19 protein-coding genes and 2 tRNA genes are annotated in these 20,518 nt (G+C 61.5%); 7 read left to right on the forward strand and 14 right to left on the reverse strand.

Annotated elements, in window-relative coordinates; all coding sequences use genetic code 11:
• The first annotated feature begins 30 nt into the window (after positions 1-30).
• Positions 31-441: a tellurite resistance TerB family protein gene (locus AC56LN_RS21315; protein ID WP_499574590.1), complete on the forward strand. Its 411-nt coding sequence runs from the start codon at positions 31-33 to the stop codon at positions 439-441.
• Between the two features lie 99 nt (positions 442-540).
• The gene (locus AC56LN_RS21320; protein WP_499574591.1) at positions 541-1,581 is read left to right on the forward strand and encodes a DUF4214 domain-containing protein; all 1,041 of its coding nucleotides are present in this window, start codon (positions 541-543) and stop codon (positions 1,579-1,581) included.
• Positions 1,582-2,025: 444 nt separating this feature from the next.
• Here AC56LN_RS21320 and AC56LN_RS21325 read toward each other — a convergent pair whose 3' ends face one another.
• The 8 genes from AC56LN_RS21325 to AC56LN_RS21360 all read right to left on the reverse strand — a co-directional run bounded on the left by AC56LN_RS21325 (position 2,026) and on the right by AC56LN_RS21360 (position 9,187).
• Positions 2,026-2,865 carry an acyltransferase family protein gene (locus AC56LN_RS21325; protein WP_499574592.1) on the reverse strand — a complete coding sequence of 280 codons (840 nt, stop codon included), beginning with the start codon at positions 2,863-2,865 and terminating at the stop codon, positions 2,026-2,028.
• Complete coding sequence (locus AC56LN_RS21330) at positions 2,862-3,083, reverse strand: acyltransferase family protein (RefSeq protein WP_499574593.1); 222 nt, start codon at positions 3,081-3,083, stop codon at positions 2,862-2,864. The genes AC56LN_RS21325 and AC56LN_RS21330 overlap by 4 nt, the downstream gene beginning before the upstream one ends.
• A gap of 694 nt (positions 3,084-3,777) precedes the next feature.
• Positions 3,778-3,854 (reverse strand) — tRNA-Arg (locus tag AC56LN_RS21335).
• Positions 3,855-3,919: 65 nt separating this feature from the next.
• Positions 3,920-3,996: transfer RNA gene (locus tag AC56LN_RS21340), tRNA-Pro, on the reverse strand.
• Between the two features lie 93 nt (positions 3,997-4,089).
• On the reverse strand, positions 4,090-5,430 hold the full coding sequence (gene glmM / locus AC56LN_RS21345; protein WP_183551135.1) for a phosphoglucosamine mutase: 1,341 nt from the start codon (positions 5,428-5,430) through the stop codon (positions 4,090-4,092).
• 32 nt (positions 5,431-5,462) lie between these two features.
• A complete protein-coding gene (gene folP / locus AC56LN_RS21350) occupies positions 5,463-6,311 on the reverse strand; it encodes a dihydropteroate synthase (RefSeq protein ID WP_499574594.1) in 849 nt (282 codons plus the stop codon).
• 108 nt (positions 6,312-6,419) lie between these two features.
• Positions 6,420-8,303 carry an ATP-dependent zinc metalloprotease FtsH gene (gene ftsH, locus AC56LN_RS21355; RefSeq protein ID WP_499574595.1) on the reverse strand — a complete coding sequence of 628 codons (1,884 nt, stop codon included), beginning with the start codon at positions 8,301-8,303 and terminating at the stop codon, positions 6,420-6,422.
• 236 nt (positions 8,304-8,539) lie between these two features.
• Positions 8,540-9,187, reverse strand: a complete 648-nt coding sequence (locus AC56LN_RS21360; RefSeq protein WP_482898340.1) for an RlmE family RNA methyltransferase — start codon at positions 9,185-9,187, stop codon at positions 8,540-8,542.
• A 45-nt stretch (positions 9,188-9,232) separates the two neighbouring features.
• Here AC56LN_RS21360 and yhbY point away from each other — a divergent pair, with 45 nt between their 5' ends.
• A complete protein-coding gene (gene yhbY / locus AC56LN_RS21365) occupies positions 9,233-9,703 on the forward strand; it encodes a ribosome assembly RNA-binding protein YhbY (protein ID WP_499574596.1) in 471 nt (156 codons plus the stop codon).
• Between the two features lie 58 nt (positions 9,704-9,761).
• On the opposite strand, the gene AC56LN_RS21370 is transcribed toward yhbY, so the two are convergent.
• From AC56LN_RS21370 to AC56LN_RS21395, 6 genes are all read right to left on the reverse strand, one after another.
• Complete coding sequence (locus AC56LN_RS21370) at positions 9,762-10,244, reverse strand: DUF4149 domain-containing protein (protein WP_499574597.1); 483 nt, start codon at positions 10,242-10,244, stop codon at positions 9,762-9,764.
• Positions 10,244-10,717, reverse strand: coding sequence for a transcription elongation factor GreA (greA, locus tag AC56LN_RS21375; protein WP_367612335.1), 474 nt, complete (start codon positions 10,715-10,717; stop codon positions 10,244-10,246). The genes AC56LN_RS21370 and greA overlap by 1 nt, the downstream gene beginning before the upstream one ends.
• Before the next feature lie 147 nt (positions 10,718-10,864).
• Positions 10,865-14,095 (reverse strand): carbamoyl-phosphate synthase large subunit, encoded by a 3,231-nt coding sequence (gene carB, locus AC56LN_RS21380; RefSeq protein ID WP_499574598.1) that lies wholly within the window; start codon positions 14,093-14,095, stop codon positions 10,865-10,867.
• A 1-nt stretch (position 14,096) separates the two neighbouring features.
• Positions 14,097-15,260 (reverse strand): glutamine-hydrolyzing carbamoyl-phosphate synthase small subunit, encoded by a 1,164-nt coding sequence (gene carA, locus AC56LN_RS21385; protein ID WP_499574599.1) that lies wholly within the window; start codon positions 15,258-15,260, stop codon positions 14,097-14,099.
• 243 nt (positions 15,261-15,503) lie between these two features.
• On the reverse strand, positions 15,504-15,914 hold the full coding sequence (locus tag AC56LN_RS21390; protein WP_499574600.1) for a GlcG/HbpS family heme-binding protein: 411 nt from the start codon (positions 15,912-15,914) through the stop codon (positions 15,504-15,506).
• Positions 15,915-15,926: 12 nt separating this feature from the next.
• A complete protein-coding gene (locus AC56LN_RS21395; RefSeq protein WP_499574601.1) occupies positions 15,927-16,844 on the reverse strand; it encodes a patatin-like phospholipase family protein in 918 nt (305 codons plus the stop codon).
• Between the two features lie 200 nt (positions 16,845-17,044).
• On the opposite strand from AC56LN_RS21395, the gene AC56LN_RS21400 reads away from it, so the two are divergent.
• Genes AC56LN_RS21400 through AC56LN_RS21415 form a run of 4 tightly spaced genes read left to right on the forward strand, consistent with a single transcriptional unit; the run spans position 17,045 to position 20,096 of the window.
• A complete protein-coding gene (locus AC56LN_RS21400) occupies positions 17,045-17,770 on the forward strand; it encodes a DUF4198 domain-containing protein (protein ID WP_499574602.1) in 726 nt (241 codons plus the stop codon).
• 57 nt (positions 17,771-17,827) lie between these two features.
• Entirely contained in the window at positions 17,828-18,115 is a 288-nt protein-coding gene (locus tag AC56LN_RS21405; RefSeq protein WP_499574603.1) for a DUF3649 domain-containing protein, read from the forward strand.
• Positions 18,112-19,749 (forward strand): PepSY-associated TM helix domain-containing protein, encoded by a 1,638-nt coding sequence (locus AC56LN_RS21410; protein ID WP_499574604.1) that lies wholly within the window; start codon positions 18,112-18,114, stop codon positions 19,747-19,749. The genes AC56LN_RS21405 and AC56LN_RS21410 overlap by 4 nt, the downstream gene beginning before the upstream one ends.
• Positions 19,746-20,096, forward strand: coding sequence for a DUF3325 domain-containing protein (locus tag AC56LN_RS21415; RefSeq protein WP_499574605.1), 351 nt, complete (start codon positions 19,746-19,748; stop codon positions 20,094-20,096). Before AC56LN_RS21410 ends, AC56LN_RS21415 begins: the two co-directional genes overlap by 4 nt.
• The last annotated feature ends 422 nt before the right edge of the window (positions 20,097-20,518 follow it).

Here is a 20,518-nt window from a genome sequence, read left to right on the forward strand (position 1 = left end):
GTGACTCAGTTCACATGAAGCGAGGAAGCAATGAGAAATTACCCGACCGACAGTCCCAAAGCCATGAGCCGTCTGCTGGCTCTGGCCATGATCGCCGACGGCCGTCTGGCACCGCAGGAGCTCAAGACCCTGCACTACAGCGGCGTCCTCGAGGTATTGGGCGTGAGCGAAGACACGTTCGACGATGCCGCCGGCGAGTTGACCCAGGATTTGCTGGCCCACAGCACCAACCACGCTGCCGGCATGGTCGAAATCGAACCGGCCACGATCGACGCGCTGCTGGACGAAGTGCAAGATCCGGCCCTGCGTGCACTGGTACTCAAGGGCATGCTCGAGATCGTGCGGGCCGACCAGCAGATCGACCACCGCGAACGTCGCCTGCTGCGCCGTGCGCTGGCGGCCTGGGGTAATGGCAGCGAGGCGTTCCCGGCGGTTGCATGATGACGACATGGTGGCGCACTTACAAAGCGTAACCATGTCGGCACGCTGGCCGATATTGCCAGGCCTATAATCGGCGCATCCCATTGCCAGAGGCCCGCCATGTCCGCCTATCCCACGCTCGACTACCTGGATGACCTGACGTGGTCGGCCATGAACCGGGCCTGGCGCCTTGACCTCGACCCCGTCCGGGACCCGGAACTCGGCCAGTTCTACGGCCGCACCGCCCGTTACAGCACCGTCGATCCGTATGCAAGCGAGGACGACATCTTCGTCTTCCACGCCACGGCCGGGATGGGTTATACGGTCCAGAGCGGCAGCTACCACGATCCGTTCCTGCTGCGCATCTACGACGACGCCGGCAACGCAATCGCTGCAGACGATGGCAGCGGCGCGTATGGCTACGATTACGCAGCGTTCACTGCACCCTACACGGGCTGGTTCTACATCAATGCGTCGTGGGACCAGGGTTACTACGACACCTACGCCAGCGTGAATGTGTATGAGAGCCTCGCACCGGCAACCACCCGTATCACCGGCACGGCTGCGCACGACACGTTGTATGGCACGCGCACGAATGACATCGTCGATGGCGGCGCGGGCATCGACACCTTCGTGCTGGAAGGCCGACGCGACGAATACACCGTCACCCTGCGCGCTGGCACGATCACCGTGACCGACCTGGTCGGGTATGACGGCACCGATCAGCTGCGCAACGTCGAGCGCCTGTCGTTCGACGATGGCGCCTTCATCTCCTATGAAACGCAGGGTTTTCCTGCCGAAGCTTACCGCCTGTACCAGGCCGCATTCGATCGCACGCCCGACACCGGCGGCCTTGGCTACTGGATCGGGCAAATGGGTCAGGGCCAAGCCTTGTCATCGGTAGCGAACGCGTTCATCAACTCATCCGAATTCAAGAGCCTGTACGGCGCCGCGCCCACGGACGCCGCGCTACTCACTGCGCTGTATGCCAACGTGCTGGACCGGGCACCGGACGCCACCGGCTTCGCCTACTGGCTCAGCGCGCTGCAGCGCGATGCGATCACTACGGCCGACCTGCTCGTGCAATTCAGCGAAAGCCCGGAGAACCAGGCGCAGGTCGTCGGCTCGTTGCAGGCGGGGTATGAGTTCATCGTGACGTGATTGAGAAACAAGGTAGAAGACGGGACTTGCCTTACGGGTATCGAACGCGCTGACATCCGCGTGGAAGAATGTGGCTCTGACGGCTTTTTCGTGCCATTCAATTAAATCTTGCAGCAGGTGAATTGCGCTTTTGATTGGCTGGCTGCCGAGGTAAGACTGCCTGATTCTATTGAGCTTGGGGCTATTCGACAGCGCGATGCGCTCGGTGGAACCCGACTACTCTTGGATCGTTAGAGTACAGCCAGCACCGTCTGGACACTAAGTAGCTCTGGCCAGGACAGTCCCGACTACCGGTGGTGATATTGCCTGCTCTAGTAGAGAATAGAAAACTGAAGCAAAATTGGTCACATTGCACGGGCGCGAGTTACCGTAGAAGTTACTACCGCCTACTACACCCTAGCTTCCACTGATTGTGGAGCTATCGTAGGTCTGACAGTTGCGCAGTCAGCTTTCTCGAAGAGGATTTACTTCGGGTAAGGGGCGCCTGGTTCGTTCATGCAGCACGCGGCTAAGCGGATTCTCAACGATGACGTAGAATACACAGCCAGCTGCCAATGCAGTACCTGTAAGTAAAACGCCGGTGATGTCATTTTCATGTCCAGATGATCCAATGAGCAAATGCTTCCAGTGTGCAATTACTGCATGCACCAGGTAGATACTGTAAGAGGCGCTACCCAGAAACAACAACGGCCTTAACAGATATTTATTTTCGAACTTTGCGAAGAGAAATATGAGGACAATGGCACCTGCTGGTAGGCCCAAGCTCAACATTCGAGGGAGCCCGAATTTGGACAAGCCCAATGAAACTACGGTAAGAACCAAAGCAGCCCCAAGCGCTGTCCAGAACGAAAAAACTGGGCGCCCACGTTTTCTCCAAATAAAGTAGCAAACGCACCCGATTACAAAATTAAACAGTAACGTATCTCCTATTATGTACTGAAAATTTGACCATTGGAAACGCTCACCTTTGACGCCCATAAAATTAACCAAGATCACCATCAGCACGATCGCAATACTGACCGTGTAAATTGCGCGGTCTTTTGATCGTGATGAAAGCATCGCTCCTGCGAACAACACATAAAAGAAAAGCTCATAGGTAAGCGTCCAAGCTGGACCTACAAGCATTCTGTAGTCCGGCTCACCTGAGAATGATGGCGACAAAAGCAGATTCCCAATAATCATCAAAGGGTCCACAGGTGTCCTGACTTGGTTGAGATACTGTACCAAGAAAGGAATTAGTACCAAAAGGTAGATAGGATAGACCCGGAATACCCGCTTCTTCAAAAAAATTGAATACTATCACTAGGGAAAATCCGTTCTCTAAGCGAATAGCACATGATAAAGCCGCTGATGACGAAGAAGATATCCACGCCTAGGCCGCCGATGCGACTAAATTTAAGGGTCGATGAAATCATTCCAGCGCTCCACAAATGTGTCACAACAACGAGCATTGCCGCGTACCCCCTGAGAATTTGTATTCCTTCCAATTTGTTGAACGACATCTTGCTACCTATCTATACGTTAAAGAAAATACAATTTTTTGCCGAAGTGTAATGCAAATTGCAGTGATAAGCGACAGATTTTGTGCACATAGAGTTGCCATCTTTCCCGAGCCTGATTTCTTAACATGATGTCGTGCGCAAATAGCGTGGAGGTGTATAGGTCAACGGCTCCGCTGTCGAAGCGGCGCACTCAGCCAGCATCAGGCACGAGGCCGACACGCACAGATCTCGCACTGCGGGGCTTTTTGGCGAGCGCCGGCATGTGCGGCAGCATGCTGGGTCGAATGGTGCAGAACTCGGTGGTCGTCCAAGCGGCGCCGGTGATGTAGCCCTCCAGCGCGGCCGGGGCCAGTTTCGACTACCTGCGCATCCTTTCCGCGCACGCGCTACAGTGAGTGCTCTTAGCGTCGTACTGTTTGTTGTTCGTGAACCAGCTTGCAATGCCAACGAGTGCCATCTCAAGCAACAGGCTCGATCCGGCCGACGCAACGCAGCACCGGACGGCAAACCGGATCGCCCGCGTACCGGAACATGCTTATCGTCAGCTCAGACATTGGATGTGTTGCCCCCGAACAAGAACGCGTACAATCGGGGAAACTGCCAACTGAATAGCGCGAGGCGAATCGAATAGCGCACCGCATGCGACATGGGCAGCGAGCGAATGCGACAAGCGTTTGAGAGTATTGAAGGAATCTGGCCCGCCCTGAGGGAATCGAACCCCCGACCCACAGCTTAGAAGGCTGTTGCTCTATCCGACTGAGCTAAGGGCGGTGCAAAACGATGAGACCGGAAAACAAAACAGGCCGTCGATGACGGCCTGTTCTGATGAATCTTGCTGGTCGGAGTACAAGGATTCGAACCTTGGACCCCCTGGTCCCAAACCAGGTGCGCTACCGGGCTGCGCTACACTCCGCCGTGGGCAACATTATATGCCAATCGTTCGCGAAACACCAGTGCCTGAAAGCCGCTCGACGTGACGCCGACGCCCGTGCACCGGTCAGCGCAGTTACGCCGATAACTTTGCCGCAATCCGACGTGCCAGGCTGTCCGCAAGTTCAGCCTCTTTCGCCTCGACCATCACCCGGATCAATGGCTCGGTGCCCGATGCGCGGATCAGCACGCGGCCGTTGTCGCCCAGCTCGCGCTCGACCGCTTCTTTTTCAGCAACCATGGCTGCGTCGGCCGTCCAGTCGAAGCCCGGCGCGACTTTCTTGTTGATCAGCGTCTGCGGGAACAGCGTGAGCTCATTGCAGCATTCGGCCAGCGATTTGTTGCCACGTACCAGCGCCGACAGCACCTGCAGCGCCGAGACGATGCCGTCGCCGGTGGTGTGCTTGTCCAGTGCCAGCAAATGGCCCGAACCTTCGCCTCCGAACAGCCAGCCGCGCTCCCTCATGACTTCGAGCACGTAGCGGTCGCCCACCTTGGCGCGCGCAAAACCGATGCCCATTTCCTTGAACGCCACTTCGAGCGCCATATTCGTCATCAGGGTGCCCACGGCGCCGGCCACGGGGCCGGTGCTCATGCGGTCGCGCACCATCACGTACAGCAGCTCGTCGCCGTTGTAGACGCGGCCGGTGGCGTCGACCATGATCAGGCGGTCGGCGTCGCCGTCCAGCGCGATGCCCAGGTCGGCCTTGTTGGCGACGACGGCTTCCGACAGCGCTTGCGGTGCGGTGGCGCCAAAGCCGGCGTTGATGTTGAAGCCGTCCGGCTGGGCGCCGATGGAAATGACTTCGGCACCCAGTTCATGGAACACGTGCGGGGCAATGTTGTAGGCGGCGCCGTGGGCGCTGTCGACGACGATCTTCAGGCCGCGCAGGTCGAGCTCGTTCGGGAACGTGCTCTTGCAGAATTCGATGTAGCGGCCCTGGGCGTCGCGCAGGCGCGAGACGCGCCCCAGCTTGTCGGACGATACGCAGCCCATCGGCTGGTCGATTGCGTCTTCGATCTCGAGTTCCACGGCGTCCGGCAGCTTGGTGCCGTGGCCGGAGAAGAACTTGATGCCATTGTCCTGGAACGGGTTGTGCGAGGCCGAGATCACGACGCCGGCCTGCAGGCGCAGCGCACGCGTCAGGTAGGCGATGGCGGGTGTCGGCATCGGGCCGGCCAGCATGACATCAACACCGGCAGCCGAGAAGCCGGACTCCAGCGCTGCCTCGAGCATATAGCCCGAGATGCGCGTGTCCTTGCCGATCAACACGACCGGACGGCCGCTGCTCGATTTTTTACCCTTTGCCAGCACGGTGCCGGCGGCGTAGCCGAGGCGCATGACGAAATCAGGGGTGATTGGTGCTGCGCCCACGAGGCCGCGAATGCCATCGGTGCCGAAATATTTCCGTGCCATCTAGTTCTCTTTTCTCTTATTGAAACGAATTTTTATGGATGCATGGCCGCGTGCCATACCTTCAGCGCATCGACCGTCTCCGCAACATCATGCACACGCACGATTCTAGCGCCCTGTGCTACCGCAGCCAATGCCGCGCCAACACTGCCGGCCATACGTTGCTCGACCGGCCGCCCCGTGACGGCGCCGATCATCGACTTGCGCGACATGCCGGCCAGCACCGGCAAGCCGAGTTCATCGCGGATGCGGCCGAGGCCGCGCAGCAACGCGTAGTTGTGCTCGACCGTCTTGCCGAAGCCGAAGCCCGGGTCGACGCAGATGCGGCCGCGATCGATGCCCGCCGCGGTCATCGCATCGATGCGCGCAGCCAGGAACGCAATCACCTCACCCACCACGTCATCATACCGGGGCGCCTGCTGCATGGTGGCTGGCGTCGCCTGCATGTGCATCACGCACAGGCCGCAGTCGCTGTCCTGCACCGCCTCCAGCGCCCCTGGCGCGCGAAAGCCGTTGACGTCGTTGATCATGTCGGCGCCGGCGATCAGCGCTTCGCGCATCACCTCGGGTTTGTTGGTGTCGACCGACAGCGCGACGTCCAGCGTACGCAGCGCGTACAGCGTCGGCATCACGCGGCGCAGCTCTTCATCGAGGGGTACGGTCGGCGAACCGGGACGGGTCGATTCGCCGCCGATGTCGATCATCGTGGCGCCATCGCGGATCATCGCTTCGGCGTGGGTCAGCGCGAATTCCAGCCCCTGGTAGCGGCCGCCATCGGAAAACGAATCGGGCGTGATGTTCAGGATGCCCATCACGACAGGTTCGAGGGCGGCGGCGCCGTCAAGCGCGAAGCGGAACTGGCCGCATTGCAGTGTCTTGTTCATGGTGTCAGTGGTGCGGGCGCGCTGGCTGCTCAGTAAGTCAAAGCAGCGAGCGGGCGCCATCAACAAAAAAGGCACCCTTGCGGGTGCCTTCGTGGGGTAGCGCGAGCGTCAGGCTGGTGCAGTGGCGTTTGGCGCCACACCGCCAGGGCCGCTGTCGCCTGGTGGCGTGCGCTTGGTCAGCACCGTCGTCGGCTTGCGTGGCTCCTGGCCAGCCATGATGTCGTTAATCTGGTCAGCGTCGATGGTTTCCCAGTCGAGCAGTGCCTTCGTCATCATCTCGACCTTGTCGCGGTTTTCTTCGAGCAGGCGGCGCGCCAGGGCGTACTGCGTGTCGAGAATGGCGCGGATCTCGGCGTCGACCTTTTGCTGGGTCGCTTCCGAAATGGTCTTGGTGGCGCCGCCGAAGAAGCCTTCGTTCTCGCTGTCTTCGTAGACCATCACGCCCATGCTGTCGGACATGCCGAAGCGGGTCACCATCGAACGCGCCAGCTTGGTGGCACGCGAGAAGTCATTCGATGCGCCGGTGGACATCTGGCCGACGAAAATCTCTTCGGCGATACGGCCACCGAACAGGATCGAGATCTCCTCGAGCATCTTGTCCTTGTAGCCAGACAGTGCATCGTGTTCCGGCAGCTGCCAGGTCAGGCCCAGCGCGTAACCGCGCGGCATGATCGTGACCTTGTGCACCGGATCAGCCTTTGGCAACAGCTTGGCGATCACCGCGTGGCCCGACTCGTGGTAGGCCGTGTTGCGACGCTCTTCCTCGCGGATGACCATCGACTTGCGCTCCGGACCCATGAAGATCTTGTCCTTGGCATCTTCAAAGTCGATCATCTCGACCAGGCGCTTGCTGCGACGGGCTGCGAACAGCGCTGCTTCATTGACCAGGTTGGCCAGGTCGGCGCCCGAGAAACCAGGGGTACCACGGGCCAGGATGTCAGCTTTGACGTCGGTGCCAATTGGCACTTTGCGCATGTGCACGTTCAGGATCTGTTCGCGGCCGCGGATATCCGGCAGGCCCACCATCACCTGGCGGTCGAAGCGGCCCGGACGCAGCAGCGCTTTGTCCAGCACGTCGGCGCGGTTGGTCGCAGCGATGACGATCACGCCCGATTGTGCTTCGAAGCCATCCATCTCGACCAGCAGCTGGTTCAGCGTCTGTTCGCGTTCATCGTTACCGCCGCCCATGCCGGCGCCGCGATGACGGCCAACCGCGTCGATCTCATCGATGAAGATGATGCACGGCGAATGCTTCTTGGCGTTCTCGAACATGTCGCGGACACGGCTGGCGCCGACACCGACGAACATCTCGACGAAGTCGGAACCCGAGATCGAGAAGAACGGCACCTTGGCTTCGCCGGCGATAGCGCGGGCCAGCAGCGTCTTACCGGTACCTGGAGGACCGACCATCAGCACGCCGCGCGGGATACGGCCGCCCAGCTTCTGGAACTTGGTTGGATCGCGCAGGAAGTCGACGATTTCGGAGACTTCTTCTTTGGCTTCATCGCAACCGGCGACGTCCGAGAACGTCACGGTGTTGTTGGTTTCATCGAGCATGCGTGCCTTCGACTTGCCGAAGGAGAACGCGCCGCCCTTGCCGCCGCCCTGCATCTGGCGCATGAAGAACACCCACACGCCGATCAGGAGGAGCATCGGGAACCACGAGATGAAGACCTGTTGCAGGAACGAGGCTTCTTCTGGCGGCTTGACGTCGAAGCGCACGCCGTTTTCGCGCAGGTCACCGATCAGGCCACGGTCGAGACCGGTGGCGGTGGCGCGCACCTTGGTGTCATCAGCGCGCGTGGCGGTGATGTTGGTGCCCTCGATCAGGACTTCCTTGATGCGGCGCGCCTTCACTTCATCGAGCAACTCGGAATAAGCGATGGTCTTGCTGCCGCCGGCGACGCTGTGGGTGTCAAACTGCTTGAACAGCATGAACAACAGCAGCGCGACGACCACCCAGATGGCGGATTTGGAAAACATATTATTCACGAGCACTCCTCCGATGCGTACGCATCTCTACCGATTTCAGTATTCTGATTTTACCCGCAATAAGCCAACGCTGCCACGCAACTCCGGCCGTAGTGTCGAAATACCATCGAATGACTGTCTTATTCATTCCCGTCGCTGCGGCTGCCCGAAACGCAGTCGCAAACACAAGGGTTCACGCGGCAGATGTGGTGGCCGCGTGGCCGAATTTCAAGGGGTGATCTGTCGCCACTCGCCAATTACGCACTCGGATTTTTCAGGCCGCGGCCCAGCAGGAAAATCTCGGACGATTTATCGCGGCTGGCCTTCGGCTTGATCTGCTTCACGGTCGTAAATTCGAGGCGGAATTTCTCCAGGATCTGGGTAAAACCCATGTCCTTGAAACACTTCACCAGCAGTGCACCGCCCGGCTTCAGATGCGCCTGCGAGAATTCGATCGCCAGATCGATCAGATGTTCCATGCGGGCGGCGTCGGCATGGCCGATACCCGACAGGTTGGGCGCCATATCCGACAACACCACGTCGACCTTGCGGTCGGCCAGTACGACGTCGAGCTGCGTCAGTACTTCTTCTTCGCGGAAGTCGCCCTGGATATATTGAACATCGGCGACCGGCTCCATTGGCAAAATATCCAGGCCAATGATCGTGCCGTGAATGCCGCCGCCGTCCTTGCCGGCCAGCTTGCGCCGGGTGTACTGGGCCCAGCTGCCAGGGGTGCAGCCAAGGTCGACGACGACGTTGCCCGACTTGATGAGTTTCTCGGCTTCGTCGATTTCTTTCAGCTTGTAAGCGGCGCGGGCGCGGTAGCCCTCTTTTTGCGCGAGTTTGACGTAGGGATCGTTAATATGGTCGTGTAACCAGTTTTTGTTTAATTTGTTCTTGGCCATTCGCGTAGAATACTGCTTTTATAGGTCCATCAAAAAAAATTTATTATGCTTAAACTCACTCCGGCCGAGCGCAGTGCTCTGCGCGCAGAAGCCCACGGGCTCAATCCTGTTGTCATGATCGGCGCCGACGGCCTGACCGAATCCGTGATGAAGGAAGTCGCCAACAGCCTCGACTCGCACGGCTTGATCAAGGTGCGCGTGTTCGGTGACGACCGCGAAGCGCGCGTTGCCATGTACGACAAGATCAGCGCCGACCTCGAAGCGGCCCAGGTCCAGCACATCGGCAAGCTGCTGGTGCTGTACCGTCCGAAGGTCGAGACGGCCAAGGAACGCAGCAGCAAGGCCGGCCCCGGCATGCGCGAAGTCACGATCGTCAAGGCCAGCGCCAGCGGCACCAAGAAGCCAAGCGTCACCAAGGTCATGCTCAAGGGTAACGAGCGCGTCACGGCAGGCGGCAACATCAAGCGCGCCAAACCGCGTCAGACCAGCTCCAAGAAGAATTCGCTGAACAAGTAAAAAAAGACCGGGGCAACCCGGTTTTTTTATAGTGGTGTCGCGTACGGTGGGCTGAAAATCACCGCAACTTCACCAGCAACCACGCCCCCAGCACGCTCTGGATCATGTGGAACACCTGCGACACGCCATGCATGACGGCAAACTGCGTCCAGTATGGCGACTCACGCACGCCGGCCTCACCGGCCAGCACGCGCAACTGCGCCATCCCCGGCTGCAAGCCCACGAAAATCACCAGCGCGCACGCCAGCATCGCGATCACGAGCCAGCCGAGAAAGCGTCGGCGCTGCGGGGCAAGGTCGGTCGAGCGCCACAGCAACAGCGCCAGCACGATCGCACAACCGATCGACAGCCAAGCCTGGCGCGTGAGCAGCACGGCGACCAGGTCGCCGGCCTGCCCGCTGCCGAGCACCTTGAAGGCTGCCGGCGCCGCGATATAGCCCAGCGCCCACAGGCTGCCGGTCCACAGCGCCGCCACCAGCAGGCGCGCCGCCGGCACGCGCCCTGCCCGGCCGGTGCCCACCGCCTGCGCGCCGCTGTCCATCAGATGTAGCGCACTTCCAGGATTTCGTATTCGCGCGGGCCGGACGGCGCCTGCACTTCGACGACGTCGCCGGCATATTTGCCGATCAGCGCGCGCGCGATCGGCGACGTGATCGAGACCTTGTTCATCTTGAGGTCGGCTTCATCCATGCCGACGATCTGGTATGTGACCTTCTGGCTCGACTCGAGGTCTTCCAGGTCAACGGTGGCGGCGAACACCACGCGGCCTTCGGCGTCGAGCGTGGTCGGGTCGATGACCTGCGAAGTGCTCAGCTTGCTTTCCAGTTCGGCGATGCGGCCTTCGACGAATGCCTGGCGTTCCTTGGCAGCGTCGTATTCGGCGTTCTCGGACAGGTCGCCATGCGAACGCGCTTCGGCGATCGCGTCGATCACGCTGCGGCGTTCCTTCGTCTTGAGCTGGTGCAGCTCTTCTTTCAGGAGTTCTGCGCCGAATTTGGTCAGTGGTGTGGTCATGGTTCTCTGCTTGGTTTGTTTGACGGGTCCGCCGGGGCGGATAGTACCAACGCGACAAGAAAGCGAAAACCACAGAGGCACGCGGCGCCAAGGCCGCGCGAGCTCTGTGGTTGACTGGACTTCCAGTGTGACGGGTACTGCGTGTGCTTAGTTTAAGGTTTTATGAAGACCTTGTAAATCGTACACGCGCAGTTCGTCGATATGGGGCATGCCCTCGATTGCCGCTTCGGCGCCGGCGATCGTCGTGTAGGTCACCACGTGAGCGGCCAGAGCCGACGTACGGATCGCACGCGAGTCGACGATGGCGCTGCGCTTTTCTTCCACGGTGTTGACGACCATGACGATTTCGCGGTTCTTGATCATGTCGACGACGTGCGGACGGCCTTCCAGCACCTTATTCACGGCGCGTACCGGAATCCCGGCGGCGGCGATCACGGCGGCCGTGCCCTTGGTCGCGACCAGGTCGAAGCCCAGCGCCACCAGGTCACGCGCCACGCTCGTTGCGCGCGGCTTGTCGGACGACTTCACCGACAGGAACACGGTGCCCGAACGCGGCAGCTTGATGCCGGCGGCCAGCTGCGACTTGACGAAGGCTTCGCCGAAGGTCATGCCAACGCCCATCACTTCGCCGGTCGATTTCATTTCCGGGCCCAGGATGGTGTCGACGCCCGGGAATTTCACGAACGGGAACACGACTTCTTTCACGCTGTAGAACGGCGGGATCACTTCTTTCGTGATGCCCTGCTGTGCCAGCGTCTGGCCAACCATGCAGCGCGCCGCGATCTTAGCCAGCTGCAGGCCAGTGGCTTTCGACACGAACGGCACGGTGCGCGAGGCGCGCGGGTTCACTTCCAGCACGAACACGGTATCGACGGTCTGGCCGTTTTCTTCCTTCTGCTGGATCGCGAACTGCACGTTCATCAGGCCGACCACGTTCAGGGCCTTGGCCATCAGCGAGGTCTGGCGCTTGAGCTCATCGATCGTCGCCTGCGTCAGCGAGTACGGTGGCAGCGAGCAGGCCGAGTCGCCCGAGTGCACGCCAGCCTGTTCGATGTGTTCCATCACGCCGCCGATGAAGGTGGCTTCGCCGTCCGAGATGCAGTCGACGTCGACTTCGATGGCGTCGTTCAGGAAGCGGTCGAGCAGCACCGGCGAATCGTGCGAGACCTTGACCGCTTCGCGCATGTAGCGCTCGAGGTCACGCTGCTCGTGGACGATTTCCATCGCGCGGCCACCCAGCACGTACGACGGACGCACGACCAGCGGATACCCGATTTCTTCGGCCAGCGCCAGCGCATCGGCTTCGGTGCGGGCGGTGCGGTTTGGCGGCTGGCGCAGCCCCAGCTCTTGCAGCAGCTGCTGGAAACGCTCGCGGTCTTCGGCGGCGTCGATCATGTCCGGCGACGTGCCGATGATCGGCACGCCGTTGGCTTCCAGGTCCAGCGCCAGTTTCAACGGGGTCTGGCCGCCATACTGAACGATCACGCCCACCGGCTTTTCGAGCTCGACGATTTCCAGCACGTCTTCCAGCGTCAGCGACTCGAAATACAGGCGGTCGGACGTGTCGTAGTCGGTCGACACAGTCTCAGGGTTGCAGTTGACCATGATGGTCTCGTAGCCGTCTTCGCGCATTGCGAGGGCCGCGTGGACGCAGCAGTAATCGAACTCGATGCCCTGGCCGATGCGGTTCGGACCACCGCCCAGCACCATGATCTTTTTCTTGTCGGTCGGGTTCGACTCGCACTCTTCGTCGTACGTCGAGTACATGTACGCGGTGTCGGTCGAGAACTCGGCCGCGCAGGTGTCGACGCGCTTGTAGACCGGACGGATATTCAGCGCATGACGGCGCGCGCGCACTTCTTCGGGCTTGACCTTCAGCAGGAAGGCCAGGCGACGGTCAGCAAAACCTTTTTGCTTGAGCTTGTACAGGACCGCCTTGTCCAGGCCTTCGAGCGTCTGCGTCTCGAGCCAGAGTTCGATGTCGACGATTTCCTTGATCTGCACGAGGAACCACGGATCGATCTTGGTCAGGTTGTGCACTTCTTCGAGCGTGAAGCCCTGGGCAAACGCGTCGCCCACATACCAGATGCGGTCCGGGCCCGGCTCGCCCAGCTCTTCTTCGATCTTTTCGCGGTCACGCGTCTTTTCGTTCAGGCCATCGACGCCCACTTCCAGGCCGCGCAGGGCTTTCTGGAACGCTTCCTGGAAGGTGCGGCCCATGGCCATCACTTCACCCACCGATTTCATCTGCGTGGTCAGGTGCTTGTCGGCGGTCGGGAATTTCTCGAACGTGAAGCGCGGAATCTTGACGACCACGTAGTCGATCGACGGTTCGAACGAGGCTGGCGTGGCGCCGCCCGTGATGTCGTTGCGCAGCTCGTCGAGCGTGTAGCCGACAGCCAGCTTGGCCGCGACCTTGGCGATCGGGAAGCCGGTGGCTTTCGAGGCCAGTGCCGACGAACGCGAGACGCGCGGGTTCATCTCGATGACGATCATGCGGCCGTCTTTCGGGTTGATCGCGAACTGCACGTTCGAGCCGCCCGTGTCGACGCCGATTTCACGCAGCACGTCGATCGACGCGTTGCGCAGGATCTGGTATTCCTTGTCGGTCAGGGTCTGCGCCGGTGCGACGGTGATCGAGTCGCCCGTGTGCACGCCCATCGGATCAAGGTTCTCGATCGAGCAGATGATGATGCAGTTGTCGTTCTTGTCACGCACGACTTCCATCTCGTACTCTTTCCAGCCCAGCAGCGACTCTTCGATGAGCAGCTCCGAGGTTGGCGAGGCTTCGAGGCCGCGCTTGCAGATTGCTTCGAATTCTTCTTCGTTGTAGGCGATGCCGCCGCCGCTGCCACCCATCGTGAACGATGGACGGATGATGGTCGGGAAGCCCATCTCGCGCTGGACGACCCACGATTCTTCCATCGTGTGCGCCACGCCCGAACGCGCCGAACCCAGGCCGATCTTGGTCATCGCGTTCTTGAACTTCAGGCGGTCTTCGGCCTTGTCGATCGCTTCCGGCGTCGCGCCGATCAGTTCGACATTGTATTTTTCGAGCACGCCGTGGCGGTGCAGGTCGAGCGCGCAGTTCAGCGCGGTCTGGCCGCCCATCGTCGGCAGGATCGCGTCCGGACGCTCTTTCTCGATGATGCGCTCGACGACCTTCCAGGTGATCGGCTCGATGTAGGTCACGTCCGCCGTTTCCGGGTCGGTCATGATCGTGGCCGGGTTCGAGTTCACCAGGATGACCTTGTAACCCTCTTCGCGCAGGGCCTTGCAGGCTTGCGCGCCGGAGTAGTCGAATTCGACGGCCTGGCCGATGACGATCGGGCCCGCGCCGATGATCAGGATGCTTTTGATATCACTACGTTTTGGCATATTATTTTTTCTCCGCTGCTTGCATCAGGCCGATGAAGCGGTCAAACAGGTAGGCGACGTCGGTCGGCCCAGGCGAGGCTTCCGGGTGACCCTGGAAGCAGAACGCGGGTTTGTCGGTACGCTCGAAACCCTGCAGCGAGCCATCGAACAGCGACACGTGCGTGACGCGGCAGTTCGCTGGCAAGGTGGTCGGATCGACCGCGAAGCCGTGGTTCTGCGACGTGATCAGGACCTTCTTGGAATCGAGGTCCTGCACCGGGTGGTTGGCGCCGTGGTGGCCGAACTTCATCTTCATGGTCTTGGCGCCGGAAGCCAGCGCCATGATCTGGTGACCCAGGCAGATGCCGAAGGTCGGGATGCCTTTTTCAATCAGCTCGCGCGAGGCGGCGATGGCGTAGTCGCACGGTTCCGGGTCGCCCGGGCCGTTGGCCAGGAAGATACCGTCCGGATTGAGCGCCAGCGCGTCGGCGGCGGTAGACTGCGCCGGCAGCACAGTGACCTTGCAACCGCGCTCGGCCAGCATGCGCAGGATGTTGCGCTTGACGCCGTAGTCGAAGGCGACCACGTGGTACTGGGGATTGGTCTGCTTGCCGAAGCCCTGGCCCAGCTTCCATTCGGTTTCGGTGAACTCGTACGGTGCCTTGACCGAGACGACCTTGGCCAGGTCCATGCCGGCCAGACCCGGGAACGAACGCGCCAGTTCGAGCGCCTGCGCTGCCGATGGCTCGGCGCCCTGCGACGACGTGAGGATCGCGCCGGCCTGGGCGCCCTTCTCGCGCAGGATGCGGGTGAGCTTGCGGGTATCGATGCCGGCAATCGCCACGACGTTCTCGGCCTTCAGATAGTCGCCGAGCGACTGCGTGGAGCGGAAGTTGGACGCCAGCAGCGGCAGGTCGCGAATGATCAGACCCGCGGCGTGCACTTTCGATGCTTCGACGTCGGTGGTGTTGACGCCATAGTTACCGATGTGCGGGTAGGTCAGCGTGACGATCTGACGCGAATAGCTCGGGTCGGTAAGGATTTCCTGGTAGCCGGTCATGGCGGTGTTGAACACCACTTCGCCGGTCGTGTGACCGACGGCGCCGATGGAATAACCTTTGAAGATGGTCCCGTCAGCAAGGGCCAGGATGGCCGGGACAGAGGGGCCGGAAAAGAATGGCGGCAAGGGCAACTCCCGTAAAAGTTGCCGTAGCTGCGCCACGTCAGACCGACATCCAGCTAACCCCGCTGCACTGCTTGCGCCGGGTGTTGGAGGTCATGTTGAATGAGGGATGGTGGGTATGCGCTACGGCGAAGTTTGAATTAGATAAACTTCCGAATTATAGCGCGTGCAGCGGCATTCGGCAATGCGGCGTTGCAGCAAATACGGGCGCCGATCATGCAAAAATCAAGCACCCGTGTGCTCGTTTTACGCCGCGCCCAGGGCGGCGATACCGGCCCTGGCGATCTGCACATCCTCGTTTGATTTCACGCCCGAAACGCCGACGGCGCCGATCACGTGGCCATCGACGATCACCGGCACACCACCCTCGAGCATGCCTTCGAGCTTCGGCGCGCTCAGGAACGACACGCGGCCGCCGTTGATCACGTCTTCATATACCTTCGACTCGCGGCGCCCAAGCGCGGCCGTGTTGGCCTTGCTCGGTGCAATGTGCGACGAGATCGGCGGCGCGCCGTCCAGGCGCTGCTGCCACAACAGGTGGCCGCCATCGTCGACGATGGCGATCGACACGGCCCAGCCGTTGGCGAGGGCTTCGGCTTCGGCGGCAGCGCCGATCTGTTTCGCGTCAGCCAGGGTCAGGTAAGGTTTGGTATTCATGGTGGGGCTTTCTCAGGGAACTTGCTGTTTGAGTTTCAGTTTGGCCTTGATTTGCGGCATGACGGCGGCGGCGGCCTGCTCGCCCGCCAGGATGGCCAGGTTGCGGCCACCGAAATCGCTCGAGCCCATATTGCCCAGCGCCGGCGTGATGACGATGTCGGCATCCTTGAGCTCGAAGTGATTCAGGCGCTGGCCCATGATCGAGAAGGTCTGCATCAGCACGTCGAGCGAGCTGGCCGTGGCCGCGCCTTCGGTCGCGCTGGAGATATTGACCGCGATGATGAAATCGGCGCCCATGTCGCGCACGTAGCGCACCGGCACCGGCGCGACCAGGCCGCCATCGACATAGCTCTTGTTGCCGATGACAACCGGCTGGAACACGCTCGGCACGCTGGATGACGCGCGCACGGCCATGCCCGTATTGCCGCGGCTGAACAGGATCGGCTGGCCCGTTTTCAGGTCGGTGGCCACGGCGCCGAAGCGCAGCTTCAGCTTTTCAATGGGCACGTTGTTGACGGCCTTGTTTACATAACCCTGCAGCGCTTCGCCCTTGAGCAGGCCCGTCGATTTGCTGAACAGCGGCAGCGCCCAGTCCGAGATGGTGGCCTCGTCCATGGTCATGGCCGTCTTTTGCAGCGCAAAGCCGTTCAGGCCCGACGCGTACAGCGCGCCGACGACGGAACCGGCACTCGTGCCGACGACGATTTCCGGGTAGATACCCTGGGCTTCGAGCGCCTTGATGACGCCGATGTGGGCGAACCCGCGCGCGGCGCCGCCGCCCAGGGCCAGGCCGATACGGATTTTCTTGGGAGGCAATGGGGCTGCCTTGGGTGCGGCAACGGGAGTGACGGGAGCCGGGGTCGGGGTGCTGCCGCAGGCGGCCAGCAACAGTGCGGCGCAGGCCACAAGGGAAGTACGTCGAGAGAGCATAAAGGGGGCCGTTAAGAACGAGGCACGATTGTACATCGGCTCGTTCTTGACAGCATGCCTGGGGGGCACGACGGCAAGCAGGTGCCCTGGTCCATTCGGACGAACCATAAAATTCTTTTTGAAATGAGAATGATTCGCATTATAATTCTCGTCGCGATACTGCCCGTCTGATCCGACCAACAACCAGAAAGCGCCCCCCCATGAACAAGATGTTGCTCTCCTCCCTCGTCGCCATGCTGGTGGCCGCGCCCGCCGCACAGGCTCACCAGATCTGGTTCGAACAGGACGGCAAGGCGCTCAAGCTGCAGTTCGGCGAGTTTTCGCTGAACCAGCGCGAAACCACGCCGGGCCTGCTCGACAAGTTCGGCGCGCCGAGCGCGACGCTGCTGGGCGCCAAGGGCGAACGCACGCTCAAGCTGGACAAGACGGCTAAGGGTTACCTGGTCAGCGGCGCCACACCGGCGGCGGGTGACGCCATCGTCGCCCAGGACAATGCCTACCCAAGCTGGGAAACCGATGAGGCAGGCAAGAAGCTGAACCACATCTGGGTGCCAGCCGCGCGCATGGCCACCAGCTTCGCTGCGCAGCAGCCAACACTCACGCTCGACCTCGTCCCGACCGGCAAGGCTGGCGAATTCAAGGTGTTCTACAAGGGCCAGCCGCTGCCGAAAGCGAAGGTCAATGCCATTGTCCAGAGCGGCTGGGCGAAAGAAGCGGAGTCGGATGACAGCGGCGTCGTCAGGTTCGACATGCCATGGAAAGGCCTCTACGTGCTCGAGACCGAACACACCGACAAGACGGCTGGCGAGCGCGCCGGCCTGCACTACGCAACGTCCAGCTACACCACGTCGCTGAGCGTCGTGCAGCCAAAAGGCATCGCGGCCGTTGCTGCCGGTCCGGCCATGGCGCCAAGCGCCGATCACTGATCCGGCTGACCGTGTATCCACTGACTCCATCCGCCGTCTGAAGAAAGGCCCCGCTTCATGACCACGATCACCTGGCGCTACCGTGGCGGCGTGACCGCCCGCGCGGTCGCTGCCATCGGCGGCGGCTACCTGCTCGCCGCGCTCGGCGGCGCACTGATTGCGCTGGCGCTGCCGCTGGCGCGCGCCGATGCCGTCACCATCGCCACGCTGCTGTCGTTCGTCATCTACCCCTGCGTCATCCTGTGGGTGTTTGCCACCCGCAGCGCACTGCGCGCCTGCGTGGGCGTGGCGGCGACGTGTGCAGTACTGGGCGCGATCCTGTGGTGCGTCGGAGGCATGGCATGAAGGACGGCTTGCGGCAATCGATGGCGTGGGTGCACACGTGGGCCGGCCTGCTCGTGTGCTGGCTGCTGCTGCTCGTGTTCATGGCCGGCACGGCGGCGTATTACCGGCACGAGATCACGTTCTGGATGAAGCCCGAGCTGCACGCGGCGGCCGCTGCGCCGTCCACGCTCGCTCCGGCGCAGTCGGCGCAACTCGCGGTGCGCGTGCTGCAGGAACGCGCACCGGGCGCGACACGCTGGACGATCGACCTGCCCGACGAGCGCAATCCGCTGATCCAGGCCGCCTGGCAGAATCCGCCGAAAGAAGGCATGTCGCGCGCAGAACGGCGCAATGCGCTGCGCGACCAGAACGTCACGCTGGATCCGTCGACGGGCCTGGCGACGGCCAAACCGCGCGACACGCGTGGCGGCGAATTCCTGTACCGGTTGCACTTCGATCTGCACTACCTGCCGGCGATCTGGGGCCGCTGGATCGTCGGGATTGGCGCGATGTTCATGCTGGTGGCAATCATCAGCGGCGTGATCACACACAAGCGCATCTTCAAGGACTTCTTCACGTTCCGGCCAAAGAAGGGCCAGCGCTCGTGGCTGGACGCGCACAACGCGACTGCCGTATTGGCGCTGCCATTCCACCTGATGATTACCTATACGGGCATCGTCACGCTGATGTTCATTTATATGCCAGCGCCCACCAAGGCGCTGTACGGCGACGAGCAGAACACGATGTTCAGCGACGTGTTCGGCAACTTCGAGCGCGGCAAGCCAGCGGACATCGCGGCACCGCTGGCCGACATCGGGCCGATGCTGCAGCAAGCCGGGCGGGCATGGGGCGTGACGCCGGCGCGGGTTGCGATCAGCCATCCGAACGATGCCGCAGCGCGCGTGGAACTGTACCGGCCGTCGGGCCAGCAATTGTCGAACCTCGAGCCATCAATGACATTCGATGGCGTCAGTGGCGCCCTGCTGTCGGAAACGCCGCCGGTGAGCACGGCGCTCGCCACGCGCGCCGCGATCTACGGCATGCACGTGGCGCACTTCGCCGACCCGCTGCTGCGCGCGCTGTTCTTCGTGTGCGGCCTGGCTGGCTCTGCGATGGTCGCCACCGGCGCGCTGCTGTGGGGCGTGCGGGAACGCCAGTCGTACGCCAAGGTCGTGGCCAGTGGCGGACGCGTCGGCTTTGGCGTGCGCCTGGTCGACGCACTGAACATCGGCGCCATTGCCGGCCTGCCGATCGCGTTCGCCGTCTATTTCTGGGCCAACCGCCTGCTGCCAGTAGAGACGGCGCAACGCGCCAGTGCCGAAGCCAGCTGGTTCTTCATCGCCTGGGGCGCCGCCGCCCTCCTCGCGCAGATCCGCCCGACGCGCGCCATGTGGCGCTTCCAGCTAACGGTGGGGGCTGTGCTGCTGGCGGGCATCCCGGTACTGAACGTGTTCACGACCAATTCGCACCTGGGCGTGTCGCTGTTCGGCGGGCCGGGCCTGCGGCCGGTGGCGGCGTTCGATATCGTTGTCCTGGTGCTGGGCGCATTGCTGGGTTGGGCCGCCTGGTGGCTGGGGCACAAGGCCAAAAAGAAAGCAGCGAAAAAGCAGACGGCGGCTGACGCCGGATCGACCTCGACCATGGAGCCCGTATGAGCATGCTGTTCCTCAGCAGCGTTTCCCTCGCCTTCAGCGCATTCGCCGCCAAAGGCATCGTGATGGACCGGCACTACGCCGACCTGCACGGCCGCGGCAAGGAGCCGGCGCCAGCCCTGAGAATGCGCATGCGCACACTGGCCTGGCTGGGCCTGGCCCTCTCCTTCGCCGCCTGCATCGCCGCCCGCGGCTGGCACGTCGGCCCGGTGCTATGGTGCGGCGTGTTGTCCATCGCAGCCTGGACCGTCGCCGCCATGCTCCAGTACGCCCCCCGCAAAGTCGCCCAAGGCGCGTGGATCGGCATCCCATCCGCCGCCCTGACCGCCGCCCTCCTCCTGCTGCACTAACAATCAGGAACAATCAGGGTCAGAGTCGAATTGTTGGGTAATTTCCCACTCGCACCACGACGTTTTACCGACCCCCAATTTCCTCGCTTCAGCTTGCCCAAAAGACAATTAGGGTCAGAGTCGAATTGTTTGACAACTTTCGAAGTTGCTCATTAATTCGACTCTGGCCCTCACTTTTTTCGGGTTAAAAAAGCCGGAAAAAGTACCTCAAGATATTGAGCGATGGCTTTGCTTGCTCGTGCCCATCGTTCCCGTCGTAATCAATTGTTCTGGTAACCCAATCGCCGAAAAAACAATGAGGGTCAGAGTGAGATGCACCGGGATGGTGGACAGATTGAATCAGGTACACCTGAGAATTTTTTCCACCTGGTCGGGTGTTCGATAGCCGAGGGTTTGGTGGAGGCGCTGTTGATTGTAATACA

This window comes from Telluria sp. ZT3P26 (assembly GCF_059686035.1).

What these genes read in the sequence shown, in the direction of transcription:
- AC56LN_RS21315 (WP_499574590.1), top strand. Translation starts at nt 31, where the DNA reads ATGAGAAATTACCCGACCGACAGTCCCAAAGCCATGAGCCGTCTGCTG.
- AC56LN_RS21320 (WP_499574591.1), top strand. Translation starts at nt 541, where the DNA reads ATGTCCGCCTATCCCACGCTCGACTACCTGGATGACCTGACGTGGTCG.
- AC56LN_RS21330 (WP_499574593.1), bottom strand. Translation starts at nt 3,083, where the DNA reads ATGTCGTTCAACAAATTGGAAGGAATACAAATTCTCAGGGGGTACGCG.
- glmM (WP_183551135.1), bottom strand. Translation starts at nt 5,430, where the DNA reads ATGGCACGGAAATATTTCGGCACCGATGGCATTCGCGGCCTCGTGGGC.
- folP (WP_499574594.1), bottom strand. Translation starts at nt 6,311, where the DNA reads ATGAACAAGACACTGCAATGCGGCCAGTTCCGCTTCGCGCTTGACGGC.
- AC56LN_RS21360 (WP_482898340.1), bottom strand. Translation starts at nt 9,187, where the DNA reads ATGGCCAAGAACAAATTAAACAAAAACTGGTTACACGACCATATTAAC.
- yhbY (WP_499574596.1), top strand. Translation starts at nt 9,233, where the DNA reads ATGCTTAAACTCACTCCGGCCGAGCGCAGTGCTCTGCGCGCAGAAGCC.
- AC56LN_RS21370 (WP_499574597.1), bottom strand. Translation starts at nt 10,244, where the DNA reads ATGGACAGCGGCGCGCAGGCGGTGGGCACCGGCCGGGCAGGGCGCGTG.
- greA (WP_367612335.1), bottom strand. Translation starts at nt 10,717, where the DNA reads ATGACCACACCACTGACCAAATTCGGCGCAGAACTCCTGAAAGAAGAG.
- carB (WP_499574598.1), bottom strand. Translation starts at nt 14,095, where the DNA reads ATGCCAAAACGTAGTGATATCAAAAGCATCCTGATCATCGGCGCGGGC.
- AC56LN_RS21390 (WP_499574600.1), bottom strand. Translation starts at nt 15,914, where the DNA reads ATGAATACCAAACCTTACCTGACCCTGGCTGACGCGAAACAGATCGGC.
- AC56LN_RS21395 (WP_499574601.1), bottom strand. Translation starts at nt 16,844, where the DNA reads ATGCTCTCTCGACGTACTTCCCTTGTGGCCTGCGCCGCACTGTTGCTG.
- AC56LN_RS21400 (WP_499574602.1), top strand. Translation starts at nt 17,045, where the DNA reads ATGAACAAGATGTTGCTCTCCTCCCTCGTCGCCATGCTGGTGGCCGCG.
- AC56LN_RS21405 (WP_499574603.1), top strand. Translation starts at nt 17,828, where the DNA reads ATGACCACGATCACCTGGCGCTACCGTGGCGGCGTGACCGCCCGCGCG.
- AC56LN_RS21410 (WP_499574604.1), top strand. Translation starts at nt 18,112, where the DNA reads ATGAAGGACGGCTTGCGGCAATCGATGGCGTGGGTGCACACGTGGGCC.
- AC56LN_RS21415 (WP_499574605.1), top strand. Translation starts at nt 19,746, where the DNA reads ATGAGCATGCTGTTCCTCAGCAGCGTTTCCCTCGCCTTCAGCGCATTC.